The sequence below is a fragment of the Kitasatospora sp. NPDC059747 genome, assembly GCF_042732955.1.
In the GTDB taxonomy this organism is placed as follows: Bacteria; Actinomycetota; Actinomycetes; order Streptomycetales; family Streptomycetaceae; genus Kitasatospora.
The window spans coordinates 1-25,838 of the sequence record NZ_JBHWGV010000132.1 but is presented as its reverse complement, the minus strand read 5'-3'; the positions used below and the strand labels follow the sequence as shown (position 1 = coordinate 25,838).

The 25,838-nt window shown below is 74.8% G+C and carries 20 protein-coding genes and 1 pseudogene; 9 read left to right on the top strand and 12 right to left on the bottom strand.

Annotation, left to right across the window (positions count from 1 at the left end; genetic code table 11):
- Positions 1-47: 47 nt before the first annotated feature.
- The 6 genes from ACFV4G_RS36915 to ACFV4G_RS36890 form a co-directional block, all read right to left on the bottom strand.
- Positions 48-1,319: a sugar ABC transporter permease gene (locus ACFV4G_RS36915; protein WP_380446744.1), complete on the bottom strand. Its 1,272-nt coding sequence runs from the start codon at positions 1,317-1,319 to the stop codon at positions 48-50.
- Positions 1,316-2,101, bottom strand: a complete 786-nt coding sequence (locus ACFV4G_RS36910) for an ATP-binding cassette domain-containing protein (protein WP_380446741.1) — start codon at positions 2,099-2,101, stop codon at positions 1,316-1,318. The genes ACFV4G_RS36915 and ACFV4G_RS36910 overlap by 4 nt, the downstream gene beginning before the upstream one ends.
- 52 nt (positions 2,102-2,153) lie before the next feature.
- Positions 2,154-3,248 (bottom strand): sugar ABC transporter substrate-binding protein, encoded by a 1,095-nt coding sequence (locus tag ACFV4G_RS36905; protein WP_380446738.1) that lies wholly within the window; start codon positions 3,246-3,248, stop codon positions 2,154-2,156.
- 346 nt (positions 3,249-3,594) lie between these two features.
- Entirely contained in the window at positions 3,595-3,960 is a 366-nt protein-coding gene (locus tag ACFV4G_RS36900) for a hypothetical protein (RefSeq protein WP_380446736.1), read from the bottom strand.
- A gap of 116 nt (positions 3,961-4,076) precedes the next feature.
- Positions 4,077-4,976, bottom strand: coding sequence for a neutral zinc metallopeptidase (locus ACFV4G_RS36895; protein ID WP_380446733.1), 900 nt, complete (start codon positions 4,974-4,976; stop codon positions 4,077-4,079).
- 125 nt (positions 4,977-5,101) lie between these two features.
- On the bottom strand, positions 5,102-5,947 hold the full coding sequence (locus tag ACFV4G_RS36890; RefSeq protein ID WP_380446749.1) for a helix-turn-helix transcriptional regulator: 846 nt from the start codon (positions 5,945-5,947) through the stop codon (positions 5,102-5,104).
- A gap of 118 nt (positions 5,948-6,065) precedes the next feature.
- Here ACFV4G_RS36890 and tnpB point away from each other — a divergent pair, with 118 nt between their 5' ends.
- Together tnpB and ACFV4G_RS36880 are read left to right on the top strand one after the other, a co-directional pair.
- Positions 6,066-7,523 (top strand): IS607 family element RNA-guided endonuclease TnpB, encoded by a 1,458-nt coding sequence (tnpB, locus tag ACFV4G_RS36885; protein WP_380446730.1) that lies wholly within the window; start codon positions 6,066-6,068, stop codon positions 7,521-7,523.
- A gap of 22 nt (positions 7,524-7,545) precedes the next feature.
- Positions 7,546-8,403 (top strand): NAD-dependent epimerase/dehydratase family protein, encoded by an 858-nt coding sequence (locus ACFV4G_RS36880; RefSeq protein WP_380446727.1) that lies wholly within the window; start codon positions 7,546-7,548, stop codon positions 8,401-8,403.
- A 49-nt stretch (positions 8,404-8,452) separates the two neighbouring features.
- Here the strand turns inward: ACFV4G_RS36880 and fusA are convergent.
- The 4 genes and pseudogenes from fusA to ACFV4G_RS36860 all read right to left on the bottom strand — a co-directional run bounded on the left by fusA (position 8,453) and on the right by ACFV4G_RS36860 (position 15,992).
- A pseudogene (fusA, locus tag ACFV4G_RS36875) lies at positions 8,453-10,557 on the bottom strand (elongation factor G).
- A gap of 115 nt (positions 10,558-10,672) precedes the next feature.
- On the bottom strand, positions 10,673-10,816 hold the full coding sequence (locus ACFV4G_RS36870) for a hypothetical protein (RefSeq protein WP_380446725.1): 144 nt from the start codon (positions 10,814-10,816) through the stop codon (positions 10,673-10,675).
- 140 nt (positions 10,817-10,956) lie between these two features.
- Positions 10,957-12,543, bottom strand: coding sequence for a protein kinase (locus tag ACFV4G_RS36865; protein ID WP_380446722.1), 1,587 nt, complete (start codon positions 12,541-12,543; stop codon positions 10,957-10,959).
- A gap of 452 nt (positions 12,544-12,995) precedes the next feature.
- The gene (locus ACFV4G_RS36860; RefSeq protein WP_380446719.1) at positions 12,996-15,992 is read right to left on the bottom strand and encodes an AAA family ATPase; all 2,997 of its coding nucleotides are present in this window, start codon (positions 15,990-15,992) and stop codon (positions 12,996-12,998) included.
- A gap of 340 nt (positions 15,993-16,332) precedes the next feature.
- Here ACFV4G_RS36860 and ACFV4G_RS36855 point away from each other — a divergent pair, with 340 nt between their 5' ends.
- From ACFV4G_RS36855 to ACFV4G_RS36845, 3 genes are all read left to right on the top strand, one after another.
- On the top strand, positions 16,333-17,811 hold the full coding sequence (locus tag ACFV4G_RS36855; protein ID WP_380446717.1) for an MFS transporter: 1,479 nt from the start codon (positions 16,333-16,335) through the stop codon (positions 17,809-17,811).
- Positions 17,812-17,867: 56 nt separating this feature from the next.
- Entirely contained in the window at positions 17,868-18,851 is a 984-nt protein-coding gene (locus ACFV4G_RS36850; protein ID WP_380446714.1) for a zinc-binding dehydrogenase, read from the top strand.
- 202 nt (positions 18,852-19,053) lie between these two features.
- Positions 19,054-19,389, top strand: coding sequence for a hypothetical protein (locus tag ACFV4G_RS36845; protein ID WP_380446712.1), 336 nt, complete (start codon positions 19,054-19,056; stop codon positions 19,387-19,389).
- A gap of 243 nt (positions 19,390-19,632) precedes the next feature.
- Here ACFV4G_RS36845 and ACFV4G_RS36840 read toward each other — a convergent pair whose 3' ends face one another.
- Together ACFV4G_RS36840 and ACFV4G_RS36835 are read right to left on the bottom strand one after the other, a co-directional pair.
- Complete coding sequence (locus ACFV4G_RS36840) at positions 19,633-20,208, bottom strand: hypothetical protein (RefSeq protein WP_380446710.1); 576 nt, start codon at positions 20,206-20,208, stop codon at positions 19,633-19,635.
- A gap of 72 nt (positions 20,209-20,280) precedes the next feature.
- Positions 20,281-21,195, bottom strand: coding sequence for a DMT family transporter (locus ACFV4G_RS36835; protein WP_380446708.1), 915 nt, complete (start codon positions 21,193-21,195; stop codon positions 20,281-20,283).
- Between the two features lie 193 nt (positions 21,196-21,388).
- Between ACFV4G_RS36835 and ACFV4G_RS36830 the strand changes: the two genes are divergently transcribed.
- From ACFV4G_RS36830 to ACFV4G_RS36815, 4 genes are all read left to right on the top strand, one after another.
- Positions 21,389-21,922 carry a MarR family winged helix-turn-helix transcriptional regulator gene (locus tag ACFV4G_RS36830; protein ID WP_380446746.1) on the top strand — a complete coding sequence of 178 codons (534 nt, stop codon included), beginning with the start codon at positions 21,389-21,391 and terminating at the stop codon, positions 21,920-21,922.
- A 3-nt stretch (positions 21,923-21,925) separates the two neighbouring features.
- Complete coding sequence (locus ACFV4G_RS36825) at positions 21,926-22,477, top strand: DUF6328 family protein (RefSeq protein ID WP_380446706.1); 552 nt, start codon at positions 21,926-21,928, stop codon at positions 22,475-22,477.
- 47 nt (positions 22,478-22,524) lie between these two features.
- Positions 22,525-23,304, top strand: coding sequence for a hypothetical protein (locus tag ACFV4G_RS36820; protein ID WP_380446703.1), 780 nt, complete (start codon positions 22,525-22,527; stop codon positions 23,302-23,304).
- Between the two features lie 853 nt (positions 23,305-24,157).
- Positions 24,158-25,838, top strand: a 1,681-nt coding sequence (locus ACFV4G_RS36815) for a trypsin-like serine protease (protein WP_380446701.1), incomplete at its 3' end; no start/stop codon positions are given.

Genomic DNA, 25,838 nt, shown 5'->3' with positions numbered 1-25,838 from the left:
GTGCCATCCCCTCGGATGGCACGGGCCCGGGCGGCCCAGCCGGCTGGTCAGGTGCGGCTGTTGGTGGCGCGGGTGCGCCGGGAGACGGAGTCCAGGACGACGGCGGCGAGCAGGACGGCGCCGGTGATCATGTACTGGATGGCCTGGGCCGCGTGGACCATGTCGAGTCCGGTGGTGATGGACTGGATGACGAGGATGCCCAGCAGTGCCGACCAGGTCTTGCCGCGTCCGCCGAAGAGGCTGGTGCCGCCGATGACGGCGGCGGCGATCGCGCTCATCAGGACGTTGCCGCCGCCGAGCTGCTTGTCGGCGGAGCCCTGCTGGGAGGCGATGAACAGGCCGCCGAGGCCGGCGAGGGTGGCGGAGGTCATGTAGACGGAGATGCGCACCCAGGCGACGTTGATGCCCGCGCGGCGGGCGGCCTCGACGCCGCCGCCGACCGCGAAGACCTGGCGGCCGTAGGCGGTGCGGCGCAGCACGAAGTCGGTGGCGAGGACGACGCCGAGCAGGACGACGAGCGGCAGGGGCAGGCCGCGGTCCTGGTTGAGGGCGTAGGCCAGCGGCAGGGCGAGGACGGCGAGGGCGCCGGTGCGCAGGGCGATGTCGGCGGTGGGGCGGGCGGTGAGGCCGAGGGCCTTGCGGCGCTGGGCGGTGCGCAGTTGGGCGGCGAGGTAGAGGGCGGGGGCGAGGACGGCCAGGGCCCAGGCGTAGACGATGTCGCCGTCGCCGAGGAAGTTGGTGTCGAGGGTGGCGATGAGGCCGTCGTGGCGGTTGTTGACGGTGCCGAGGTCGCCGAGGACGTAGTCCTGCAGGCCGCTCCAGGCGAGCATGCCGGCGAGGGTGACGACGAAGGCGGGGACGCCGATGCGGGCGAAGAAGAAGCCGTGCAGGGCGCCGATGGCGCAGGCGGTGGCGAGGGCGATGAGGACGGCCTGCCATTCGGCGAGGCCTTCGCGCACGGCGAGGACGGAGGCGATGGCGGCGCAGACGCCGGCGACGGAGCCGAGCGAGAGGTCGATCTCGCCGAGGAGGAGGACGAAGACGACGCCCACGGCGATGAGGCCGGGTCCGGCGATGTACTTGGTGATGTTGGTGAGGTTGTCGGCCTGGAGGAAGTGGCCGGTGGCGGACTGGAAGATGACGGCGATGAGGATGAGGCCGAGGACGACGGGGGTGGAGCCGAGTTCGCCGCTGGTGAGACGGCGGCGGGCCTCGTCGAGGTAGCCGCTCAGGCCGGTGGAGCGCACCAGCAGGCGCGGGTCGGCGGCGGGGGTCTTGGCGGCCGGGGTGTCGGCGCCGGTGTCGGTGGGGGTGCTCATGCGGCGTCCTCCTGCGAGGCTCGGCGGGCCTGGCGGCGGGTGACCGCGTTGTCGGTGGCGCCGGTGATGGCGGAGACGATCTGTTCCTGGGTGGTGTCGGCGACGGTGAAGACGCCGTTGTTGCGGCCCAGGCGCAGGACGGCGACGGTGTCGGCGACCGCGCGCACGTCGGCCATGTTGTGGCTGATGAGGATGACGCCCAGGCCGCGTTCGCGCAGGCGCTCGACGAGGTCGAGGACCTGGGCGGTCTGTTCGACGCCGAGGGCGGCGGTGGGCTCGTCGAGGATGACGACGGCGGGCTCGCCGACCAGGGCGCGGGCGATGGCGACGACCTGGCGCTGGCCGCCGGAGAGGGCGGCGACGGGGATGCGCACGTCGGGGATGCGGATGGACAGGGTGTCCAGGAGCTCGCGGGCCTGCTGTTCCATGGCGACCTCGTCGAGGAGGCCGTTGCGGAGCTTCTCGCGGCCGAGGAAGAGGTTGGCGACGACGTCGAGGTTGTCGCACAGGGCGAGGTCCTGGTAGACGGTGGCGATGCCGAGGGCCTGGGCGTCCTGGGGGCGGGTCAGGCGTACCGCCTCGCTGCGCCAGGTGATGGTGCCCTCGTCGACGGGGTGGACCCCGGCGATGGTCTTGACGAGGGTGGACTTGCCGGCGCCGTTGTCGCCGACGAGGGCGAGGACCTCGCCGGCGTGGACGTCGAGGTCGACGTCGGTGAGGGCCTGGACGGCGCCGAAGCGCTTGGAGACCGCGCGCAGTTGGAGGACGGGTGCGCCTGTCACGTGAACCTTCTCGTGTGGTGGGGTGCTTGGAGCGTGGGACCGGGCGCCGGTGTTACTGGAGGCCGGCGGCGGCGCAGGCGGCGGCGTAGTCGGCGGTGCAGATGTCGGCGACCTTGTAGAGGCCGTCGGCGACGACGGTGTCCTTGATGTTGGCCTTGGTGACGACCTTGGCGTCCAGGAGCTTGGCGGGGATGGCCTTGTCGGTGTCGCTGTCGACGCCGGCGGTGGCGAGGGACTTGACGTCCTTGCCCTTGAGGAGGTCGACGGCCAGTTCGGCGGCGGAGTCGGCGAGGGGGCGGTAGGCCTTGTAGATGGTGTAGGCCTGGTCGCCGGTGACGATGCGCTGGATGGCGTCGAGGCCGGCGTCCTGGCCGCCGACGGGGACCTTGATGCCGGAGCTCTGGAGCTGGGTGATGATGGCGCCGGCCATGCCGTCGTTGGCGGAGTAGACGGCCTGGAAGCCGGTCTTGCCGAGCTGGGTGACGGCGGCGCCGATCTTCTGGGAGGCGACGGTGGGCTTCCACTCGCCGGACTGCTCGTAGACGACCTTCTTGACCTTGCCGTCGAGGACCTTGTGGGCGCCGGCCTTGAACTGGGCGGCGTTGGGGTCGGCCTCGTCGCCGTTGATCATGACGATGTTCGCGTCGGAGGCCTGCGGGCCGACCGCGTCCAGCAGGGCCTGGCCCTGGAGTTCGCCGACCTTCTCGTTGTCGAAGGAGACGTAGGCGGCGACCGGGCCGGTGGCCAGGCGGTCGTAGGCGACGACCTTGACGCCCTTGGCGGCGGCCTCCTGCACCCAGCCCTGGGTGGACTTGGCGTCGTAGGCGTCCAGGACGATCACCTTCACGCCCTGGGCTATCAGGGTGTCGAACTGCTGCTTCTGCTTGGCGGCGCTGCCTTCGGCGTTGTTGTAGAGCACCTTGCAGTCCGCGCACAGGGACTTGACCTTGGCCTCGATGAAGGGGCGGTCGAAGGACTCGTAGCGCGTGGAGGAGGCGTTCTCGGGCAGCAGCAGGCCGATGGAGGTGCTGTCGCCGGAGGCGGCCGAGTCCTTCTTGTCGCCGCCGGCCTTGCCGCACGCGGCCATGGACAGGGCCATCGCGACGGCGGTGGTGGCGATGAGGGCGCGACGCGTCATTGCGTTCATGGGTGGGGTGCCTCTCGTGGACGTCGCCGCGGCGCAGCGGCGGAGTGGGGGGAGTTAAACCTGCCCACGCGTATGGCGTCAATAAGTAAATCCATGCTCCGGGGAATCGGCCATCATTCGTTATCTTCGTGAACGCTTGCGCGGGATCGAAACCTGGAGGATTCTCCAAGGGCCAGGTCAGGGCGTCGGGCGCGGCGGCGGGGTCCGGGAGCTGATCCATCTGACGAAGTGTCAGGTTACGGTCAGGTCGTTCCTGGTCAGGGGCGGCGGATGCGGGCCGTGAACGCGCAAGGGGATGCCCGCCGTCCCCCCGTGACAGCGGGCATCCCTGCTTCTTGACGTGGCGTCAGGGGCGGTCGAGGGTGATCGAGTTGATCGGACCCAGGTCGTACCAGACGCCGTTGCGGGCGGCGATGTCGTAGACGCAGTCGGCGCCGCCCGCGCCGCGGCACAGGTGGGCGTGGGCGCCGCCGGTCTGGTTGTTGAGGACCCAGTGGTTGCCGTACTGGCCGCTGAGGTTGTGGGCGCCGTAGCTCCAGAACACGTCGCTGGGGGCGGAGGCGGGGTTCTGGTTCTGCGGGTAGATGCAGACGGCGCCGGACGGGCAGCCGGCCCAGGAGCCGTCGGCGGCGCCGGCGCTGCCGGCGGTCAGGGTCGTCAGGGCGGCGGTCGTCAGGGCGAGTGCGGCGGCGGCGTGGGTGATCCTGCGCATCAGGTGGTTCTCCCTTGCTGGTGTGCGCTGGTCTGGCCAGTGCCGTCAGCGTAGGAAGAAGCGGGCGGCGGCGGTCCCTGACAGGTGACAGGGGGTCCGCCGCCGCGCCGGGGGGCTCAGAGTTTGGTGGCGGAGAAGGTGTCGCACTGGGTCATGTCGCCGCCGCGGTAGCCGGTGGTGAACCAGGTCTTGCGCTGGTCGGAGGAGCCGTGGGTCCAGCTCTCCGGGTTGACCTTGCCGGTGGCCTGCTTCTGGATGCGGTCGTCGCCGACGGCCGCGGCGGCGTCCAGGCCCTGGGCGATGTCCTGGTCGGTGATCGAGGTGATCAGCGGGCGGCCGGTGGAGGGCTGCTTGGTGGTGGTCGCGTAGTGCGCCCACACCCCGGCGTAGCAGTCGGCCTGCAGCTCCAGGCGCACCGAGGCGCTGGTGGCGCCCTGGCGGTCGCCGCCGACCTTCTGCATGGCGCCGGTCAGGGTCTGGATGTGGTGGCCGTACTCGTGGGCGACGACGTAGGACTCGGCGAAGGGGCCGCCCTTGGCGCCGAAGCGGCTGGACAGCTCGTCGAAGAAGCCCAGGTCGAAGTAGGCCTTCTGGTCGCCGGGGCAGTAGAACGGGCCGACGGCGGAGGTCGCGGGGCCGCAGGCGGTGTTGACGCGGCCGGTGAACAGCACCGTCTCGGCGCTCTTGTAGGCGGTGCCGCGCCTGGGCAGCTCGGTGCGCCAGAAGTCCTGGAGGCTGTTGGTGACGGCGACGATGCGGCAGTCCTGGCGCTTGTTGGCGTCGGCGCCGGTCTTGCAGGCCTGCCCCACCTCGCCGGCGGTGCGGGTGCCGGCGGAGGAGGTGGAGCCGCCGCCGGAGGACAGGCCCAGCAGCTGGGGGTCCACGCCCAGCAGGACCGCGAACAGCACGGCGATCAGGCCCACCGCCCCGCCGCCGATGGCGACCTTCCCGCCCGGGATGCCGCGCCGGTCGTCGACCTGTGAGGTGTCGAGGTCGCCCTGGTCGTCGAACTGCATGCCTGTGCCCGCTTCTGTCTCGTCGTCGTACGCGTGTGCCCGCCCGCTCGGTGACGGGCCGCACCAGCCTACGGGGGCGGGCGGCCGCGGACCGTCACCGAACGGGGCTCACGCGCGGGCGGGGCTCACGCACGGGCCGCGAGTCCGGCGCCGCCCACCACGCGCAGCAGCTCCAGGCGCCCGGCGCTGTCACTGCCCGGCGCGGCGCTGTTGACCACCAGCACCTGGTCCGTGCCCCCGGCGACCAGCACCTCGCACTCCAGCTCCAGGCGCCCCACCTGCGGGTGCAGCACCGTCTTGCGGCTGCTGCGCCGCACGGCGACCTCGTGGCGCTCCCAGTAGGAGGCGAACTCCGGTCCGGTGGCGTGCAGTTGGGCGAGCAGCTCGGTCACGCGCGGATCCCCGGGGCGGGCGGCGTGGGCGGCGCGCAGGTGGGCGACGTGACCGCGGGCCAGGTCCTCGTGCTCCTCGGGCGCGAACAGCTCGCGCGAGGCGGGTTCGGCGAACCAGCGCAGCACGAGGTTGCGCCGCCCGGGCGGGTGCGCGGCGACGTCGCCGAGGAGGGCGGCGGCCATCGCGTTCTGCACGAGGACGTCACCGAGGTCGGACAGCACCTGGGCGGGGGTGTCGTGGAGGCGGTCGAGGATGAGCAGCAGGCCGGGGCGCACGTGGGTGAGCGGGCTGTGACGGCGCGGCGGTTCGTGGCCCGAGAGGTGGAAGAGGTGGTCGTGCTCGTCCTCGCTCAGGCGCAGGGCGCGGGCCAGGGCCGCCAGGAGCTGGGGCGAGGGCTGGGGGCCGCGGGCCTGTTCGAGGCGGGCGTAGTAGTCGACGGACAGGCCGGCGAGGTGGGCGACCTCCTCGCGGCGCAGCCCGGGGGTGCGGCGGCGGGCGGTGGGCGCCAGGCCGCAGTCGGCGGGGGTGAGGCGGGCGCGGGAGCGGGTGAGGAAGTCGGCGAGGGCCGGTCGGTCGATCATGCGTCCAAGGATGGCCCGGCGGGGCGGGGCAGCCAACTGTTGTCAATTTCATCAGCGTTCCTCAATAATTCGGGCGTTTCGTCCGGTTGTCGGTGGTGGGCGGTACGGTCGGCTGGTGATCGTGACGCAGGCGTACCGGTTTGCGCTCGACCCGACACAGCGTCAGGCCAGTGCGTTGCTGCGGCATGCCGGGGCGGCGCGGGTGGCCTACAACTGGGGGCTCGCGCGGGTCAAGGCGAACCTGTCCCAGCGGGAGGCGGAGAGGTCCTACGGCGTCGAGGACCTGACGCCTTCGTTCGGCTGGTCGATGTACTCCCTGCGCAAGGCGTGGAACCAGGCCAAGAACGACGTCGCGCCGTGGTGGCCGGAGTGTTCCAAGGAGGCCTACGCCACCGGCCTGGACCAGCTCGCCACGGGGCTGAGGAACTGGTCCGGCTCCAGGAACGGCAGACGCAAGGGGCGCCCGATGGGCTTCCCGCGCTTCAAGTCGAAGAACAGGGCTGTCAAGTCCTGCCGGTTCACTACCGGTGCCATCCGCCTGGACGGGCGCACGCACGTCGTGCTGCCCGTGCTCGGCCGGATCAGGACCCACGAGTCCACCCGTAAACTGGCCCGCAGGATCGAGAACGGCACCGCGAGGATCAAGTCCGCGACCGTGCGCCTGGACGCCGGGCGCTGGCACGTCGCGTTCTCGGTCGAGGTCGACCGACCCGACGCGGCACCGGCGCGGCCGGACGCGGTGATCGGCGTCGACCTCGGTGTGAAGACCCTCGCGGTGTTCTCCGACGGCCGGCCCCCGGCCGAGAACCCGAAACACTACGACCACGCCCGCCGGAAGCTCCGGCGCCTGTCGCGCACCGTCTCCCGCCGCACCGGCCCCGACCGCCGCACCGGCCGGCAACCCTCGAAGCGATGGCTGCGCGCCAACGACCAGCGCAACAGAGTCCACCACCGCGTCGCCGACCTGCGCCGCGACGGCATCCACAAACTCACCACCGAACTCGCCCTCGAGTACGGCACGATCGTGGTCGAAGACCTCAACGTCGCCGGGATGGTCAAGAACCGCAGACTCGCCCGGGCCGTCTCCGACGCCGGATTCGGCGAGATCCGCCGCCAACTCGCGTACAAGACCGAATGGAACGGCGGCCGGCTCGAAGTCGCCGACCGCTGGTTCCCCAGCTCCAAGACGTGCTCCGACTGCCGGGCAGTGAAACCCAAACTGCCCCTGCGAGTACGGACCTTCAGCTGCGAACACTGCGGCCTGGTCATCGACCGCGATGAGAACGCCGCACGCAACCTCGCTTCCCTCGTGAAGCACCACGTCACCGGGAGTGGCCCGGAGACGCAAAACGGACGTGGAGCCGACCGTAAGCCGGGACCCGCTCCCGCCGGTGGCCACGAAGCGTCAACCTCGCACCGGCCCCGAGCCGGATCAGACGAGGACCTTTGCCCAGTAATGGGCAAATCCTTGAGGATCACTGATCCCTCAAGGGACGGATCGGCGGTCCGTGGTTGGAGAGGTCTCTGCCGCGGCGCTCCGGGGGCGGGCAGGGTTTGTTCCTGTCAGCGGTGAACGGCTGTGAGCGGAGAAGACTGTGACGACGATTCTGGTGACGGGTGCGACGGGCAAGGTCGGGCGGCGGCTGGTGCCGCGGCTGGTGCGGTGGGCCGGTGCCGGGCGGGTGCGGGTGCTGGTGCGCGACGCCGCCCGGGCCGGCGACCTGGCCGCCCTGGGGGTGGACGTGGTCAGCGGGGACCTGCGGGAGGCGGGCGACCGGGCTCGGGCGCTGGACGGCGCGTCGGTGGTGGTGAACGTGGCGGCGGCCTTCCGCGGGGTGCCCGAGGAGGAGGTGTGGGCGGTCAACCGGGACGCGGCCGTGGCGCTTGGGCGCGAGGCGGCGGCGGCCGGGGTGCAGCGGTTCGTCCAGGCGAGCACGACGCTGGTGTACGGGCGGGGGCTGGGGCGCCCGGCCGTGGAGGAGGACCGCCTCGCCCCCGACCCGGCGTGGGGGATCTACCCGGTGTCCAAGGCCGAGGCGGAGGCGGGGCTGGCGGAGCTGGGCGAGCGGCTGCCGCTGGTGGTGGCGCGCCTGGCGTTCGTCTACGGCGAGGGCGACCCGCACCTGGCGGACTCCCTGCACTGGGCCGGCGCCTGGCCCGCGCACCAGCGGCTGGCGACGGTGCACCACGCGGACGTGTCGCAGGCGCTGTGGCGCGCGGCGGTGACCCCGGGGATCGCCGGGCGCACCTACAACGTGTGCGACGACGCGCCGCTGACGGCCTGGGACCTGCACGTCCTGAACGGGGCCGTGCACCCGGGCGGCGGCGCTGCGGCGACGGCGGAGTTCGACCCGTGGGAGGGCCAGGGCTCGACGGCGGCGGCGCGCCGGGACCTGGGGTGGCGCCCGCAGTACCCGTCGGCGTGGGCCGCGCTGGAGGCGGGGGCGCTGTAACGGGGTCCGCCCCCCGGGCCCGGTGCGGGCGGGGGGCGGACCGGGTGGCTCACGCCGTGGGCACCGGTGCGGGTGCGGGGGCGTAGCCGGCCGGGCGGGTGGTGAAGGTGCCGCGGCCCTGGGTGCGCGAGCGCAGGCGGCTCGCGTAGCCGAACAGTTCGGCCAGCGGCACCACGGCCGTCACCTGGGCGCCGGTGCGGGTGACGTCGGTGGCCTGGACGTGGGCGCGGCGGGCGGCGAGGTCGCCGAGGACGGTGCCCAGCGCCTCCTCGGGCACGCTGACCGTCACCTGGACGACGGGCTCCAGCAGCTGGAGGCGCCCGGCGCGCAGGGCCTCGCGCACGCCGTTGCGGGCGGCGGTGCGGAAGGCGAGCTCGGAGGAGTCCTTGGGGTGGGTGGCGCCGTCGGTGAGGGTGACGCGCACGCCGGTGACGGGGTGGCCGCCGAGCGGGCCCTCGGCGAGGGCGTCGCGGCAGCCGGCCTCGACGGCCTGCACGTACTCGCGCGGGACCCGTCCGCCGGTGACGGTGGACGTGAACACGAACTCCTCCTCTTGCGTGTTGTCCAGGGGCTGGACGTCGAGCACCAGGTGCGCGAACTGGCCGGCGCCGCCGTCCTGTTTGACGTGCCGGTGGACGAAGCCGCTGACGCCCGCGGCCAGGCGTTCGCGGTGGGCCACGCGCGGGCGGCCCACGACGGTGTCGATGCCGTGCTCGCGGCGGATCTTCTCCGCCGCGACCGCCAGGTGCATCGCCCCCCCAGCCCGGCCAGCGTGCGCTGCCCGGTCTCGGGGTCGGTGCGCACCCGCAGCGACGGGTCCTCCTCGGCGAGGCGGGCCAGCGCGGTGGCGAGCTTGTCGGTGTCGGCGGCGCGGCGGGCCTCGACGGCGACGGTGACGACGGGCTCGGCGCTGACCGGGGCCTCCAGCAGGATCGGGGCGCCGGGCGCGCACAGGGTGGCGCCGGCGCGGGCGGCCTTGGGGCCGATCACGGCGACGATGTCCCCGGCCAGGGCCCGGTCGGTCTCGGTGCGGCGGTCGGCCTGGACGCGCAGGATGCGCGCGACGCGCTCCAGGCGGCCGGTGGCGGTGTCCAGCACGAGGTCTCCCTTCTCCAGTCGGCCGGCGTAGACGCGCAGGTAGGTCAGGCGCCCGGTGGGGGCGGCGCTCACCTTGAACGCCAGGGCGGTGAACGGCTGCCCGGGGTCGGCGGCGCGCTCCAGGACGGTGTCGTCGCCGGGGCCGGCGGTGCCGCGCACGGCGGGCACGTCCAGCGGGGAGGGCAGGTAGGCGCAGACGGCGTCCAGGAGCGGTTCGATGCCGCGGTTGCGGTAGGCGGAGCCGCACAGCACCACCACCGCCTCGCCGGCGGCGGTCAGGTCGCGCAGGGCGGCCGTCAGGGTGGCGGCGCCCAGGGCGCCGTCGGTGCAGAACTCCTCCAGGGCGCCGGGGTGCAGGGCGGCCACCTCCTCCTCCAGGGCGCGCCGGCGGGCGGCGGCCTCGTCGGCGAGGTGCGCGGGCACCGGGTGCTCGCGCATGCCGTCCTCCTCGCTCCAGGTCAGGGCGCGCAAGGTGATCAGGTCGACGACGCCGGTGAACGCGTCCTCGGCGCCGACGGGCAGCTGCACGGCCAGCGGGTGCGGGTGCAGGCGCTCGCGGATGGAGGCGACGGCGGTGTCCAGGTCGGCGCCGGCGCGGTCCAGCTTGTTGACGAAGGCGATCCTGGGCACGCCGTGGCGCTCGGCCTGGCGCCACACCGACTCGCTCTGCGGCTCGACGCCGGCCACCGCATCGAACACCGCGACCGCGCCGTCCAGGACGCGCAGCGAGCGCTCGACCTCGTCGGCGAAGTCGACGTGGCCGGGGGTGTCGATGAGGTTGATCCGGTGCCCGGCCCAGGCGCAGGAGACGGCGGCGGCGAAGATGGTGATGCCGCGGTCGCGTTCCTGGGGGTCGAAGTCGGTGACGGTGGTGCCGTCGTGGACCTCGCCGCGCTTGTGGGTGGTGCCGGTGAGGTAGAGGATCCGTTCGGTGACGGTGGTCTTGCCGGCGTCGACGTGGGCGAGGATGCCGAGGTTGCGGACGGCGGCGATCGCGGTGCTGGCGGTGGCGGTGGTCGTGGTGGTGGCGGTGCTGGTGGTGGTCTCGGTGCGCATGGCCCGGCCTTTCGGAGGTGATCCGTGGGTGGGTGGACGCGCGATTCGACGGGTGCTGACGTGACGTCACCTGTGGTGGCGTGTGCGGCCCTCGGCCGTCTGCGGGTGGCCTCGTTCAGGCGTTCGTCGCACTCGTCCCCCGGTGCCGGCCGCGCAGCGGGCACCGGAAGGACGGGGACACCAGGATCACCTCGTACCGGGACGCGGGAGAGGCGGCAGGAGCCGTGGAGGGGGTGGCGGCGGTGCGCTGGGCGGCCATGGCCACTCCCCTCCCCTCACTGCTGGTCTCGGCGCGTCACGGGCGTGACTGCCCGGCGAGTCTAGGGAAGGCGGGCGGCTCGGCGCGACGGGATTTCCCGCGGCCTCGTGCGCGGGTCGGTGCTCGGGTCAGTGCGCGGGTCAGTGCGCGGACTGCTTCCAGGCGGTGGCGGTGAAGGTGAGGTCGCGGTCGGGGTCCTTGACGCGCAGTTCGAGGTACATGACGCTGTGGCCGGACTGGTCGCTGCTGTCGAGGCAGAACCGGGTACCGGCGGTGAGCTGGTCGTAGGTCAGCGCGGTGCTCTTGTACTTCTGCCGGCTGTCCAGCTGCTGGAGCGCCGTCAGGCAGCCGGCGAGGTCCTTCGGCGCGTCCACGGGGGCGACGAGGTCGGTGGCGATGTGCAGGACGGGCGCGGCGCCCTGGCCGTCGCACTGGTAGGTGACGTTGCCCCGCCGGGCGGTGGCGTGCGGCGGGCCGGCCGGGTCGTCGAGCTGGACGCCCCAGCCCGATCCGCCGTTGAACGGGCAGCTCCCGCCCTGCATGGTGAACGTGGCCGGCTGGTAGAGCTGGACGTAGGCCGGGCCGCCCGCACTGGGCGTCAGCGTCGGGCCGCGCCCGGGCACGGGGAGTCCTCCGGGCTGCTCGCGGGTGCCCATCGCGGCGGACGCGGCGCCGGTGTCCGGGGAGGAGCCGGGGGCGTTGACGAAGGCGATCACCAGGCCGGCGGCCAGCAGCGTACAGGCGCCGATGAGCGCGATGCGCCGGCGGCGGGCGCGGATCACGCGGGGGTCGTCGAAGGTGACCGGGGACAGCAGGACGGGCCTGCGGGGCGGCTCGGCGGCCCGGGGCGGGAGCGGTGTGTCGACGGCGGTCGGGGCCGGGGGCTGTTCGGCCGGCGGGCGCAGGCGGGCCAGGACGGCGTGGGCGTCCTCGGGCCGGTCGGCGGGGTGTTTGGCGAGCAGGTCCAGGACGAGGGCGTCCAGGTGCGCGGGGATGCCGGCGCGCACGGTGCCGGGGGCGGGCGGGGTCTTGTCGATGTGCTGGTAGAGGATCGAGCCGATGTTGCCGGTGGCGGTGTCGACCCAGGGACTGCCGGTGAGCAGCTGGTAGAGGACGCAGCCGAACGCGTACAGGTCGGTGCGGTGGTCGAGGCCGGTGGCGCCGTTGATCTGTTCGGGGGCCATGTAGAGCGGGGTGCCGGCGATGGCGCCGGTGGCGGTGAGCTGGGTGGCGCCGGCCAGGCGGGCGATCCCGAAGTCGCAGATCTTGACCCGTCCGCCGTCCAGCAGGAACAGGTTGGCGGGTTTGATGTCGCGGTGGACGATGCCGTGCGCGTGGGCGGCGGCCAGGGCCTCCAGCACCTGCGCGGCGAGGTCGAGTGCCTGGTCCAGGGGCAGTCCGCCGGGGTGGCCGGCGATGGTGCGCTGCAGGTCGTGGCCCCGCATCAGCTCCATCACGAGGAACAGCACGGGCTGGGTGCCGTCGTGGTGCTCGCCGACGTCGAAGACGGTGGTGATGCCCGGGTGGACCAGCTGGGCGGCGATCTCGGCCTCGCGGCGGAAGCGGGCCACCTCGGTGGCGTCCGCGCCGGCGGCCAGCGGCAGGATCTTGACGGCCACCGGGCGGCGCAGCCGCCGGTCGGTGGCGCGCCACACCTCGCCCATGCCGCCGCGGCCGATCAGGCCGGCCAGCTCGTAGCGGTCGGCCAGTTCCATCCCCGTGCGCACCGGCACTCCCCCGTGATCCGTGACACCCGCGCCCCTCGCGCGCGGGTCATTCCACCAGCGCACGAGGGGCCCGGTCCAGTCGCGGAGGTGCACGCGGCGCGGGGCGGGGCGGGCACATCTGCCGGCCGGCGTCCGTACGTTCCCGGACGACCGGTACCGCGGGCGGCCACCGGGCCTGCCCTCCCCCGGAGGGCTCCGCGAGCCGGGCGTACCGGCGGCAGCCGCTTCCCGTCCCCGCCGCCGACGGCCGGGAGCGGGGACCCGCGGTTCTCGCATCCCCTCGCCCCCCGGAGGGTTCCTCCAGGCCGCCAGGCGAACCGGCGGCAGCCACTCCCGTCCCCGCCGCCAACAGCCGTGAGCGAGCACCTGCGGTTCTCGCATCCCCTCGCCTCCCGGAGGGTTCCTCCAGGCCGCCCGGCGTGCCAAGGGCCTGCCGCCGGGAGGGGCGGATGTCAGTCGAAGAGGCGGCGGTGGTGGGCTAGGGCGGCGGCCTCGGTGCGGGAGGTGACGGCGAGTTTGGCGAGGATGTTGGAAACGTGGACGCCGGCGGTCTTGGCGGAGATGAACAGAGCCTCGCCGATGGCGCGGTTGCTGTGGCCCTGGGCGACCAGGCGCAGCACGTCGGTCTCGCGCGGGGTCAGGCCCAGGCCCTGGGCGCCTTCGGGGGCGGTGGTGGTCAGGCGGTGGCGGGCGGCCAGGCGGGCGGCGTGGCGGGTGAGGGCGGGGGCGGGCAGGGCGGTGGCGAGGGCGTCGGCCTCGCGCAGGAACTCCTCGGCGGCGGTGCGCTCGCCGGTGGCCAGGGCGGCGTCGGCGGCGCGCAGCAGGGCTTCGGCGAGGGGGTGGGGGTGGGCGAGGGCGCGCCAGGCGGTGACGGCGGCGTGCTGGGCGGCGGCCTCGGTGCTCAGGAGGGCGCGGCAGGAGGCGCGGTGGGCCTGCTGGAGGGGGCCGGGGGCGGGCAGGTGCTCGACGAGGGCGGTGAGGGCGGTGGTGAGGCCGGCGGCCACCGGGTCGGGGTGCAGGGTCTGGGCGGTGAGCAGGCCGGTGTGGGCCAGCGGCCAGGCGAGGGCGGGGTGGTCGGCCAGGTGCGGGTCGGCGAGGGCGGTGCGCAGCAGGTGGGCGGCGCGGGTGTGGTCGCCGGTGGCGAGGGCGGTGCGCAGCTGGAGGTCGTGCAGGGGCAGGAGGAATTCGCGGCCGGTGTAGTGGGGGGTCAGGAGGCGTTCGGCGTGGGCGGCGGCCTCGGTGGCGGCGCCGGTGTCGTCGGCGGTGAGGGCGAGGGTGCCCAGGCAGGTGAGCAGGACGGCCCGGTACAGGGGCGGCGGGTCGAGGGCGAGGGCGTCCTCGGCGGCGGTGCGGGCCTGGCCGTGGTGGCCGAGGTGGGTGAGGGCGTCGGCGAGGACGGCGGCCAGGACGGCGCCGCGGCTGCCGGCCAGTCCGGCCCGGCGGGCGGCGTCCAGGCCGTGGCGGGCGGCGGTGGCGGCGTCCTCGTAGCGGCCGTCGGCCTTGTGGGTGACGCAGGCGACGACGGCGACGAGGGCGGCGGTGTCGTCGTCGCCGGCTTCGGCGGCCAGGCGGGCGGCGGTGTCGCAGTGGGCGCGGGCCTGGTGGGGGTTTCCGGTGTGGGAGGCGTGGGCGGCGAGGGTGGCCAGGGCGAGGGCCTGGACGCCGGGGTCGCCGGCCCGGCGGGCGAGGTGGAGGGCGGTTTCGGCGTGGCCGAGGGCCTCGTGGTGGTGGGTCAGGACCCACAGGCGGCTGGCGAGGGTGGCGAGCAGGCGGGCGCGGACGGCGACGGCGGGGGCGTCGGTGGGGGTGTCCGGTGCGGCGGGGGTGTCGGGCAGGGTGCGGACGGCTTCGCGCAGGTCGTCCAGGCCGTCCTGGCCGGCGCGGTGCTTGAGCAGGCTGCGGGTCTCCAGGAGCAGGGCGCGGCGGGCGGCGGCGGCCGGTGCGGCGGGGCCCGTGGGGGTGGTGTCGAGGAGGTCGAGGGCGGTGGTGGCGTGGGCGATGCCGCGCAGGGCCTGGCCGGCGTCCAGGGCGGCGCGGGCGGCGGCGGCCGCCACGTCGGCGCGCTCGGGCGGGGCGTCGGCATCGGTGCCGGCATCGGTGCCGGCATCGGTGCCGGGGTGGCCGTCGGTGGGGTGGCCGTCGGCGGGCCAGAGGTCCAGGACCCGTTCCAGCAGCGCGAGTTGCTCGGCGTAGGCGTGGGCGCGCCGGGCCCGGTCGGCGGCGCGGGCGGCGGCGGCCAGCGCGCGGGGGCGGTCGCCGGCGGCGTGCCAGTGGGCGGCCAGGGCCGCGTCGAACCGGTCGGGCGCGGCGAGGGCGGGGGCGGCGGCCAGCGCGCGGGCGTAGGCGGCGTGCAGGCGGGCGCGTTCGCCGGGCAGCAGGTCCTCGTGGACGGCGGCGCGCAGCAGGGCGTGGCGGAAGCGGTAGCCGTCGCCGTCGGGCTGCAGCAGGCGGCGTTCGACGGCCTGGCGCAGCCACTGGTCCAGGTCCGCGTGGTCGGGCAGGACGGCGGCGAGCAGGCGGTGGCCGACGGTGTCCTCGACGGCGCAGGCGGCCGAGGCGGCGCGCACCACCTGCCGTGCGGCATCGGGCAGTTCGCGCAGGGCGGTGAGCAGCAGGTCGCGCAGGGGGACGGGGGTGGCGGGGCCGCCGGCGTCGGCGAGGGCCTCGACGAACAGGGGGTTGCCCTGGCTGCGGCGGTGGATCTCCTCGGCGCGGGCGGGGTCGAGTCCGTGGTCGGCCAGCCAGCGGGCGACGTCGGCGCGGCGCAGCGGGGCGGGGTCGACGCGGCGTACGGGGCCCAGGCGGGTGAGGGCGGTGAGCAGGGGGTGCAGGGGGTGGTCGTCGGGCAGGTCGGTGGAGCGGTGGGTGGCCAGGAGGAGGACGCCGGGGCGGGTGAGGGTGCGGGCGAGGTAGAGCAGGAGGTCGCGGCTGGAGGTGTCGGCCCAGTGGAGGTCCTCGACGACCAGGACGACGGGGTGGTGTGCGGCGGCGGCCTCGACGAGGGTGCGGACGGCGTCGAAGAGGCGGGAGCGTCCGTGGGGGTCGGGTGCGGGCGGTGTCCGGGGGTCGTCGAGGGCGTGCGGGTGGGGGGTGCCGTCGAGTTCGGGCAGCCAGGGGGCGAGGGCGCGGCGCCCGGCGGGGCCGAGGGCGCCGGCCGTCCACGGGGTGCCGAACTCGCGTGCCAGGGCGCGCAGCAGGGCGGCGAACGGGGCGTAGGGGAGGCTGTCGGCGCCCAGGGCCAGGCAGCCGCCGAGGTAGGCGCGGGTGTCGGTGTGCGCGGCGAGGTGGGTGGTGAACTCCTCGACGAGGCGGGTCTTGCCGATCCCGGCTTCCCCGCCGACGAGGACCGTCAGCGGGCCGGCGGCGCACGCGTGGGCGTGGGCGTCGGCGAGGGCGCGCAGTTCGGCGCTGCGGGCCAGCAGGGGCGCGGGGCGGGACGGCGTGATCACCGGTGGCATCCTACGTCGGGGCGGGCGGGGGTGCGCCGAGGTGCTCGGGGCGGGCGGGACGGTCGGGCCGGGCGGGGCGGGCGGGTCGAGGTCCTGGCCGAGGACCTGGCCGAGGTCCTGGCTGAGGACCTGGCTGAGGACCTGGCTGAGGCGGCCGACGCCCTGGCCGGGGCCTGGGTTGTGTGCCGTTCGGCAGGGTTCGGGGCGCCCGGGCGCCGGATCTGAAGAGGTGTCTAGGCAATCCGCCCCATGTGCGGGGCGGGTGTGCGGAGCGAGGCTCTTCCCAGCGGTGATCGACACCGCCGCGCACCACGCGGTGCGCCGACGAAAGGCTCCGTCCGTGCACACCGTTCTTCCCGATCCGCGCCGCTGGCGCACCCTGCCGGTGATCCTGCTGGCGACCTTCATGGCCGCGTTCGACTACATGGTCGTCAATGTCGCCGCGCCCTCCCTGGCCCGCGACCTGGGGGCGGGTCCGGCCGCGCTCGAACTGGTCGTCGGCGGCTACGGGTTCACCTACGCGGCGGGCCTGGTCACCGGCGGCAAGCTGGGCGACCTGTTCGGCCACCGGCGTCTGTTCCTGCTCGGCATGGCGGGCTTCACGGCCACGTCCCTGCTGTGCGGGCTGGCCGCCAGTGCCCCCGAGCTGATCGCCGCCCGTCTCGTGCAGGGCCTGGCGGCGGCGGCGATGGCCCCGCAGGTCCTCGCCCTGATCACGGCCGCCTTCCCGGCCGGGGAGCGCCCGCGCGCCCTGGCCTGGTTCGGGCTGACGATCAGTCTGGGCGGCATAGCCGGGCAGGTGCTGGGCGGAGCGCTGCTGCAGGCCGACGTGTTCGGCCTGGGCTGGCGGGTGATCTTCCTGGTGAACGGGCCCGTCGGCGTCGCCGCGCTCGCCGCGGCCGCCCGTCTGCTGCCCCGGCGCGCCCCCGCCGCCCGCCCCGGCCTGGACCCGGTCGGCGCGCTCGCCCTGACCCTCGCCCTCGCGCTCGCCCTGGTGCCGCTGGTGGTCGGACGCGAGGAGGGCTGGCCGCTGTGGAGCGTGCTGTCGCTGGCGGCCGCCGTGCCCGCGCTGGCCGCGGCCCTGGCCTGGATGCGCCGTGTGGCCGCGCGCGGCGGCGAGCCGCTGCTCGACCTCGCCCTGTTCGCCTCCCGCCCGCTGCGCGTCGGACTGCTCGTCAACGTCGCCGTCATGGCCTCCTTCGGCGGCCTGATGCTCACCACCACCCTGCTCCTGCAGGGCGGGCTCGGCCTGGACGCCGCCCACGCCGGGCTGGTGTTCGTGCCGCTGGGCGCCGGCACCATGACCGCCGCCCTGCTCGGCCGGCACCTGGCCGCCCGCCTGGGCTCGCGCGCCCTGCTGGCCGGCAACGCCCTGGGCACCGCCGGCATCGCCCTGCTCGCCCTCGAACTGCACCTGGCCGGCGCCTCGGCCGGCGCCCCGCTGATAGCCGCGCCGCTGGCCCTGGTGGGCCTGGGCAGCGGGCTGACCATGCCCGCCCTGACCGGCACCGTCCTGGGCGGCGTGCGCCCCGAGCGGGCCGGCGCCGCCTCCGGGATCCTGACGACCACCCAGCAGTTCTCCACCGCCACCGGCGTGGCCGTCCTCGGCGCCGTCTTCTTCTCCGCCCTGGGCCACCACCCCACCCCGGCCGGCTACGCGGACGCCGCCGAACACGCCCTGTGGCTCGCCGCGCTGCTGTACGCGGCGGCGACCGCCCTGGTCACGCGGCTTCCCCGACCCCAGGCACCCGCCGCCGCGCCCGTCTCCGCGCCCGTCACCGCCGCGGCCCCGGACACCAAGACCCCCGTCTCCGCCTGACCTCCTGCCCCCCCTTTGCCCTCCCCCTCCCCCCTCCCCCTGAAGGACTGATCACGATGCGCGGCTTCATCACCGACCCCACCGCCCCGGCCGGCCTGCGCCTGAGCGACACCCTGCCCGAACCCGAGCCCGCCGACGGCGAGTTCCTCATGGCCGTCCACGCCTACGCCCTCAACCGCGACGAGCTCAACCTCATCCGCCGCCGCCCCGACGGCTGGCGCCCCGGCCAGGACGTCGCCGGCACCGTGCTGCGCGCCGCCGCCGACGGCACCGGCCCCGCCGCCGGCACCCGCGTGCTGGCGCGCCTGGACGAGCACGGCTGGGCCGAGCGCGCGGCCGTGCCCGTCCACAGCGCCGCCGTCCTGGCGGACACCGTCCCCTTCACGCAGGCGGCGACCCTGCCCATCGCGGGCGTCACCGCACTGCGGGCCCTGCGCCAGGGCGGCCCGCTCCTGGGCGCGAACGTCCTGGTCACGGGCGCCACCGGCGGCGTCGGCCAGTTCGCCGTCCAGCTCGCGGCGGCCGCCGGCGCCCGCGTCACCGCCCACGTCAGCCGGCCCGAACGGGCCGAGGCCGCCCGGGCCCTGGGCGCCCGCCACACCGTCACCGGCCTCGCGGACGCCGCCGCCCACGGCCCCTACCAGCTGGTCCTGGACGGCATCGGCGGCCCCGGCCTCACCGACGCCGTCCGCCTCCTCGCCCCCGGCGCCACCGCCGTCCTGTACGGGAACGTCGCCGGGCCCTCCCAGCTGTCCATCGGCGACTTCTACGCCCAGGGCTGGAACGCCCGCCTCGTCGGCCTGATCAGCGGCGACCCCGCCGGCGCCGCCGGAGAGGCCGGTCCGGGCATGGCGGCCGACCTCGCCACCCTGGTGCGCCTGGTCGCCGACGGCCGGCTCACCCCCCACACGAGCCTCACCGCCGACTGGACCCGCACCCCCGACGCCCTCACCGCCCTGGCCCGCCGCGACATCCGCGGCAAGGCCGTCCTGACCCTGCCCCCGCCCGGCACCGACCCCACCCTCGACCGCCACCTGTGACCCGCCCGGCAGCGGGCCACCGGCCCCCGCCGAGCCGGCTCCCACACCAACTCCCGGGCCGCGCAGCCCGATCGCTCCGGTCACCGACCAACTTTCCTGCCACAAAGGCCAGTTCGGCCGGACTGGCCCGCGCTCCGGCCACCACCGCATCCGTCCCCATACCGACGGATCCTGGCAGACTGGCGCCATGACGAGGAAGCCGATGATCGTGCTCACCGACACCGTGGACGCTTCGGCCGACCGCGTGTTGGACCTCATTGCCCGCACGTTCAGCGGAGTCGTGGGGCTGGATCCGGCACGGGCCGAAATCGACCGGGAGCAGGGCCGGTTCGCCTATCAGGGCGGCTGGTGGTACCGCGGAGAGTACGAGGTCACCGAGGAGGCCGGGCGCACCAGGGTCACGCACCGGGTCTTCAACGTGGCCGGCCGGGGCAGCAGGTGGGCCGTCCCCTTGGCCAACAAGTTCTTCTTCGGCTTCCGCGAGCGGACCGAGGCGGGCTTTCGCGAGCTGCTGCACGAGGCCGGTCGGGACCACTGACTCCGGTACCGCATGGCGCACGAGAACTCCCGCGTCCCGGAAGGCGTTGCGCCCCGACCCGGCAGCTCGATCGTCCCGTACGGGCGGCGGTCGTGCTTGAGGACGGTGGCCGGGTCGGCGGCGTGGGGGCGCGGCCGTCGTCAAAGGCGTCGTCGGCGTCGTCGCCGCAGTCGTCGAACAGGTAGGTAGCGGGGCCGGACGTCGGGCTCGGCGGTGCGGACGCCCCTGGGTGCTCCCCCGCGCCTACCCGGCGCAGGCCGGGATCGGTTCCGTTCCCGGGCAGCAGGTGGTGTCCTCGTCGGCGATCACCTCGGTGCAGCCCCCGCAGAGCCACACCGTCTCGGGCTCGACGGGCCCGGACGCGGACACCTCGTTGTCACGTACCGTCAGCTGCCAGGTGTCCCAGGACTCCTCGCCCTGGGCGTCGATCACGCCGTCGAGCACGTGGTCGAAGGTGAAGTCCCCGAACCCGGGCTCGCCCTGGGCGTGGGCGCCGGGCTTGAGGAAGTGGCCGATCAGGTAGGCCATCCACTCGGGCGCTTCGTAGAACTTCTCGTGCCCGTTCCATTCGATCGCGGCGCCGTCGTCCGTGGGCTCCCACTGGCACCACAGGCCGGGCTGGCCCGCCGGGGGCCTGCCGGAGTCGCGGACGTCCGGGTCGGGGCCCTGTCCCGCGTGGCCGGTGCCGTCGACGTAGTAGGGGCCGTTGGCACGGTCCATGCGCCGGGTGCCGGCGAACTTCCGCAGGTAGGCGGCCTCCTGCTCGTTGAGCGGCGGCTCGACGGCGATCCGGCCGGTGAATTCCGTGGTGTAGCCCATGCCCGGGATCGTAGCCATGCCCTCCGACATCCCGGATCGGCCCGACGGGCGGAGGGCCGCCGTGACGGGTGGTCAGCCGCCGGTGCGGGCCGGCCTGGGAGTGTCCGGCTGCGGGGCGCCGGGGCGGACGGGATTGCGGGCGGGGCTACGGGGACGGCCGAGGAGGACGCCGGCCAGGACCAGGACCAGTCCGGCCCCCTGCCGCGCGCCCAGGTCCTCGCCGCCGAGCGCCGTGCCCAGCAGCACCCCGGCGAGCGGGTTGAGCAGACCGAGCAGGCCGACGGTGCCGGCCGGCAGGTGGCGCAGGCCCGCGAACCAGAGCGCGAACGCGAGCGCGGTCGCGACCACGGTCACGTAGCCGAAGGCGAGCAGCACGCGCGCGTCCATGGCGGGTGGCGGGCCTTCGGCGGCGGCGGCCAGCGGCAGCAGGAGCAGGCCGCCGGCGGTCAGCTGCCAGGAGGTGGCGGCCAGCGGGTCGGCGCCCTCGCGCCAGCGCGCGGCCAGGACGTAGCCGACGGAGGAGACGAGCATGGCCGCCGTGGAGGCCGCGAGCCCGCCGGCGGTCACCGTGGCGCCGGAGCCCAGGAGCATCAGCGCGACCCCGCCGAGCCCGACGAACGCGCCCGCCAGGTGGGCGCGCCGGGGGCGCTGGCCGGCCAGGGCCCAGGCGGTGAGCAGCATGGCGAGCGGGGAGGCGGCCATGACGGTGGCGGCGGTGCTGGTGGGCAGCTGCTGGGAGGCGAGGTAGAGCAGGACGAAGAAGACGGCGGTGTTGAGGGTGCCGAGCAGGGCCGAGCGCCACCACCAGGGGCCGTGGGGGCGGCGGCGGGCGAGGGCGAGCAGGAGCAGGCCGGCGGGCAGGGCGCGCAGGGCGGCTCCCCACAGGGGCTGGTCGGGGGGCAGCCAGGCGCGGGTGACGTAGTAGTTGGCGCCCCAGGCGAGGGGGGCGAGGGCGGTCAGGAGCACCCACCGCAGATTACCTTCCATGGAAGCCAATATAGCTTCCCGGGAAGCTATGCGCGCTACGATGGGTGCCATGGAGCCGAAGCACCCCGCCCCGCAGGACCCGCAGGACCCCCACCGGCAGAACCCGCAGGACCCCGCCCCGCAGGACTCGCAGGCCCCCGACCGGCAGGACCCCGACCGGCAGGACCCGCAAGCCCCACTCGGCCCGGACCACGTGGCCGCGATCCAGGCCGAGTGGCGCCGCGAGCGTCCCGACCTGGACGTCTCCCCGCAGGCCGTGATCGGGCGCCTGCACCGCCTGGCCGCGCGCCTGACCGGCGAGCTGAACCTGGTCTACGCGCGCTACGGCCTGGGCGAGGGCGAGTTCGACGTCCTGGCGGCGCTGCGCCGGGCCGGGGCTCCGTACGAGCGGGCGCCCGGGGAGCTGGCGGCTCACACGATGGTGACCACCGGGGCGATGACCAAGCGCATCGACCGGCTGGAGCGGGCCGGGCTGGTCACCCGCCGCCAGGCCGAGGGCGACCGGCGCGGGCGCGTGGTCGCGCTCACCGGGGCGGGCGTGCGGCTGATCGACGAGGCGTTCACCGCGCACATGCGCAACGAGCACCGGCTGCTCGCCCTGCTCGACCCCGGGCAGGCGCGCGCGCTGGAGGGGCTGCTGACCGTCTGGCAGCAGCGCCTGGAGGCGGGCCCGGACACCGGCCGCCCGGACGGCGGCCACCGACCCGGGCGGGCCCGCACAATGTGACGCATGACCAGCACCCCTGCGCCGCAGCCCCCGTCCGGCACCCCCTCCCCCGCGCCGCCCTTCTTCACGGAGAGCCCGGCGGCGCGGGCGGACCGGCGGCTGATCGAGCTGCTGCAGGAGCTGCGGGTGCTGCAGACCGGGGTGCAGATCGTGTTCGCGTTCCTGCTCGGGGTGGCCTTCACCCCGCGCTTCGCCGAGCTCGGCGACCTGCAGCAGGACGTGTACGTCACCACGCTGCTGCTGGCGGTGCTGGCCTCCGCGGTGTTCGCGACGCCGGTGGCGCTGCACCGCGGGCTGTTCCGCCACCCGGGCAAGGAACGGATCGTCAGGGTGTCGGTGCGCATCGCCCAGCTCGGCCTGGTGCTGCTGGCCTCGGCGCTGAGCGGCGCGGTGCTGCTGGTGCTGGACGTCGTCCTCGGCACACCGGTGGCGCTGGTGATCTCCGGGGTGGTGGCGCTGGTCTTCGCGGGCCTGTGGTTCGTCCTGCCGTGGGCGGTGCGGCGCCCGCTGGAACGCGAGGCCACGGCCGCCGGAACAACGGTGATCAAGCCGTGACCTGCACGAATTTCAGTTCACCCGCGACCGGCCACTAGCGTTTGCCCGTGAACAGCAGTAGCAGCAACAGCAACAACAGCAGTGACGACCGCGGCGGCGAGCTGCCCCGGGTCTGGCCGCGCAACCTGGCGTACGCGGCGGGCGCGGCGGCGGTCGCCTTCGCGGTGATGCGGGTCCTCCAGCCCGCCGGCGACGACGGCGCCCCGGCCGCGAAGCCCGCCCCGGCGCCCGCCGCCTCCACCCCCGCGCCCGGCGCGCCCGCCTCCGCCCCCTCCGCCGCCGCTTCGGCCTCGCCGGGCGCGCTGGCGCCGATCGCGCTGGAGGACGCGTACCCGGCGCAGGTGACGGCCGGCGGCATCGTCTACACCCGGGTCGGCTCGAAGACGCTGACCACGTGCACGAGCGCGGACTCGGTGGGCCCGCGCCTGATCGCGCTGGTGAAGCAGGGTCACGGCTGCCTCAGCCACCAGATCGCCCTGTACAAGGACGAGCGGAGCAACCAGTACAACCTGTCGGTGTTCACCTTCAGCGACCCCGCCGACACCGCCCACGTGCTCACCCGGCTGGCCGCGGACATCACCGACCACCAGGTCGGCGCCCAGGCCCCGCCCCCGGGCGCGGGCCTGCCCGTCCTGCCGGCCGACAGCGGGATGGTGCAGTCCTTCGCGGGCGCCGGCCGCGCGATGATCGTCGGCCTCGGCCAGTGGTCCGACGGCCACGCCACCGACTACCAGCACCTGACCGACCGTCTGAGCCCGCTGCTCGACGCGGTCTCCAAGAAGGCCCTGGCCCACGAGACCGGCAAGCCCCCCGCCGGCGCGAGCTGACCAAAGCCCACGGGCGCCGCGATCACCGCCCGTACACGCACACACCGAGGCCCTGCCGCCCCGTGACACCAGGGGCAGCAGGGCCTCGGCGCTCTCCGGACGAGGCCTGCGGGAATCCCCGGACGGGCCGAATGCCCCGCAGGAGCGCCGGAACCCGGAGCACCGGAGCCCGGAGGGCCGGAAGACGGCCACCACCGCGGCACCGCCTCCCCGGGACCGCACACCCCGCGCACCCCGCACACCGAAGTGTCCGGGAAAGCTCCCCGACTCTCCTTCGTCCACGCCTGATCCGAGTACGCGGCGAACGCACGGCACACGATGCGAACCGTCCGGAGAACGGGACGCGGAATTCCCGGCCGTGGCGCGAACCGGCTCTTCAGGTTTCCGCAACGGTCTCCAACACCCCGGTACGCGCCGGGCCGCAGTATCCCGGCAACCCCCCGGACCAGCGCGGGAACCTGCGTGATCATGCAGATCGCCGAGGATTTCCGGCCAAGATCCCCAACGGGCGCAGCCGTTTCTGCACGTCCTGTGATCTCCTACTCTTTGGCTTTGCCTTACTCCCCCATGACCTTCGGTCAGGTGTCCCGGGGGAACGGTGCGGGCCGTCCCGGGCGCATTGCACCGCAAGGTCCGCATGCGCTGCGGAGCTGCAGAAACGGGGGGATGGGTGCACGGGGCGAGTAGTCCTGCGCGGAGGGGTGCCGCTGTCCTGCCCGGAGCCGCCGTCGGCAGTGCCGCTGCTGCCACCGCCGCCACTGCCGCCACTGCCGCCGTCATCGTCACTGCCGCCGTCATCGCCGCTACCACCACCGCCGGCTGATCCCGGCCTTTCCCAGGGGGGAACGTTCCCATGTCCCACAGCACTTCGTCCCGTTCGCGCCGCGCGGGCATACTCTGCGTCGCGGTCGCCGCGGCAGCCGGTGCGCTGACCACCTTCTCCGCCGCGCCGGCCGGGGCCGTCGTCGGGGACGCGGCGGCGGACGGGGCGTACGCCTACACCGCGAAACTCTCGATCGGTGACGGCCTGCGCTCCTGCACCGGTGCGCTGGTGGACCGCAACTGGATCGTCACGGCCGCCGGTTGCTTCTCCGACGACCCGGCGCAGCCGCAGACGCTGACGGCCGGCGCGCCGAAGTGGAAGACCACCGCCGTCGTCGGGCGCACCGATCTGGCCGGGTCGGCCGGGCGGGAGGTGCAGGTGACGCAGCTGGTGCCGCGGGCCGACCGGGACCTGGTGCTGGCGCGGCTGAGCACGCCGGTGGACGGCATCGCGCCGCTGGCCGTGGCGACGGGCGCGCCGGTGGCGGGCGAGAAGCTGCGTGTGGCGGGGTACGGGCGCACCAAGGACGAGTGGGTGCCGGGCAGGCTCCACTCGGGGGTGTTCGGTCTGGACGCCGTGCAGGCGACGGCCGTCGCCACCAGTGGCCAGAACGGGGCGGCGGTGTGCAAGGGCGACACGGGTGCGCCCACGGTCCGTGAGACGAACGGCAGGGCCGAGCTGGTGGCGGTGGCGTCGCGTTCGTGGCAGGGCGGGTGCCTGGGGGTGGCCGAGACCCGTACCGGGGTGTCCTCCAGCCGGGTGGACGACGTGGCCGGGTGGGTCAACGGCGTCGTGCACAAGCGCGGCGTGCGCGGTGACACGGACGGCGACGGGCGTGCGGACGCGCTCATGGCGTACTACCACGCGGACGGGCGGATCGGTTTCTACACCGCGCCGGGCGACGCGAACGGGCTGCTGGGCGACTTCACGGCCGGGTACACGGTGCCGGCCGAGGGCCACTGGGACCGTGGCGCGATGAAGCTCGTCGCCGGGGACTTCAACGGCGACGGCCGCACCGACCTCGCCATGCTCTACCGCCGCCCTGACGGCTCGATCGACTTCTACACCGCGCTGGCGGACGCCACCGGGCACATCGGCGCGTTCAAGTCCTCCCCCAAGTCGGTTCCGGCGAGCGGCAACTGGGACTGGAACGCGATCCAGCTGTTCGCGGGCGACACCAACGGCGACGGGCGTGACGACGTCATCATGACGTACTACCACGCCGACGGGCGGATCGGCTTCTACACGTCGCTGACCGACACGGACGGGCTGCTGGGCGACTTCACGGCCGGGTACATGGTGCCGGCCGAGGGCCACTGGGACCGCAATGCGATGAAGCTCGTCGCCGGGGACTTCAACGGCGACGGCCGCACCGACCTGGCCATGCTCTACCGCCGCCCCGACGGCTCCATCGACTACTACACCGGCCTGGCCGACGCCACCGGGCACATCGGCCAGTTCGCGGCCTCCCCCAAGTCCACCCCGGCCAGCGGCAACTGGGACTGGAACGCGATCCAGCTGTTCGCGGGCGACACCAACGGCGACGGGCGTGACGACGTCATCATGACGTACTACCACGCCGACGGGCGGATCGGCTTCTACACGTCGCTGACCGGCACGGACGGGCTGCTGGGCGACTTCACGGCCGGGTACATGGTGCCGGCCGAGGGCCACTGGGACCGCAATGCGATGAAGCTCGTCGCCGGGGACT

Coding starts and splice junctions, on each gene's coding strand:
- ACFV4G_RS36845 (WP_380446712.1), top strand. CDS start 19,054: ATGATCGTGCTCACCGACACCGTGGACGCTTCGGCCGACCGCGTGTTG.
- ACFV4G_RS36825 (WP_380446706.1), top strand. CDS start 21,926: ATGACCAGCACCCCTGCGCCGCAGCCCCCGTCCGGCACCCCCTCCCCC.
- ACFV4G_RS36915 (WP_380446744.1), bottom strand. CDS start 1,319: ATGAGCACCCCCACCGACACCGGCGCCGACACCCCGGCCGCCAAGACC.
- ACFV4G_RS36895 (WP_380446733.1), bottom strand. CDS start 4,976: ATGCAGTTCGACGACCAGGGCGACCTCGACACCTCACAGGTCGACGAC.
- ACFV4G_RS36840 (WP_380446710.1), bottom strand. CDS start 20,208: ATGGGCTACACCACGGAATTCACCGGCCGGATCGCCGTCGAGCCGCCG.
- ACFV4G_RS36900 (WP_380446736.1), bottom strand. CDS start 3,960: ATGCGCAGGATCACCCACGCCGCCGCCGCACTCGCCCTGACGACCGCC.
- ACFV4G_RS36850 (WP_380446714.1), top strand. CDS start 17,868: ATGCGCGGCTTCATCACCGACCCCACCGCCCCGGCCGGCCTGCGCCTG.
- ACFV4G_RS36835 (WP_380446708.1), bottom strand. CDS start 21,195: ATGGAAGGTAATCTGCGGTGGGTGCTCCTGACCGCCCTCGCCCCCCTC.
- ACFV4G_RS36870 (WP_380446725.1), bottom strand. CDS start 10,816: ATGGCCGCCCAGCGCACCGCCGCCACCCCCTCCACGGCTCCTGCCGCC.
- ACFV4G_RS36905 (WP_380446738.1), bottom strand. CDS start 3,248: ATGAACGCAATGACGCGTCGCGCCCTCATCGCCACCACCGCCGTCGCG.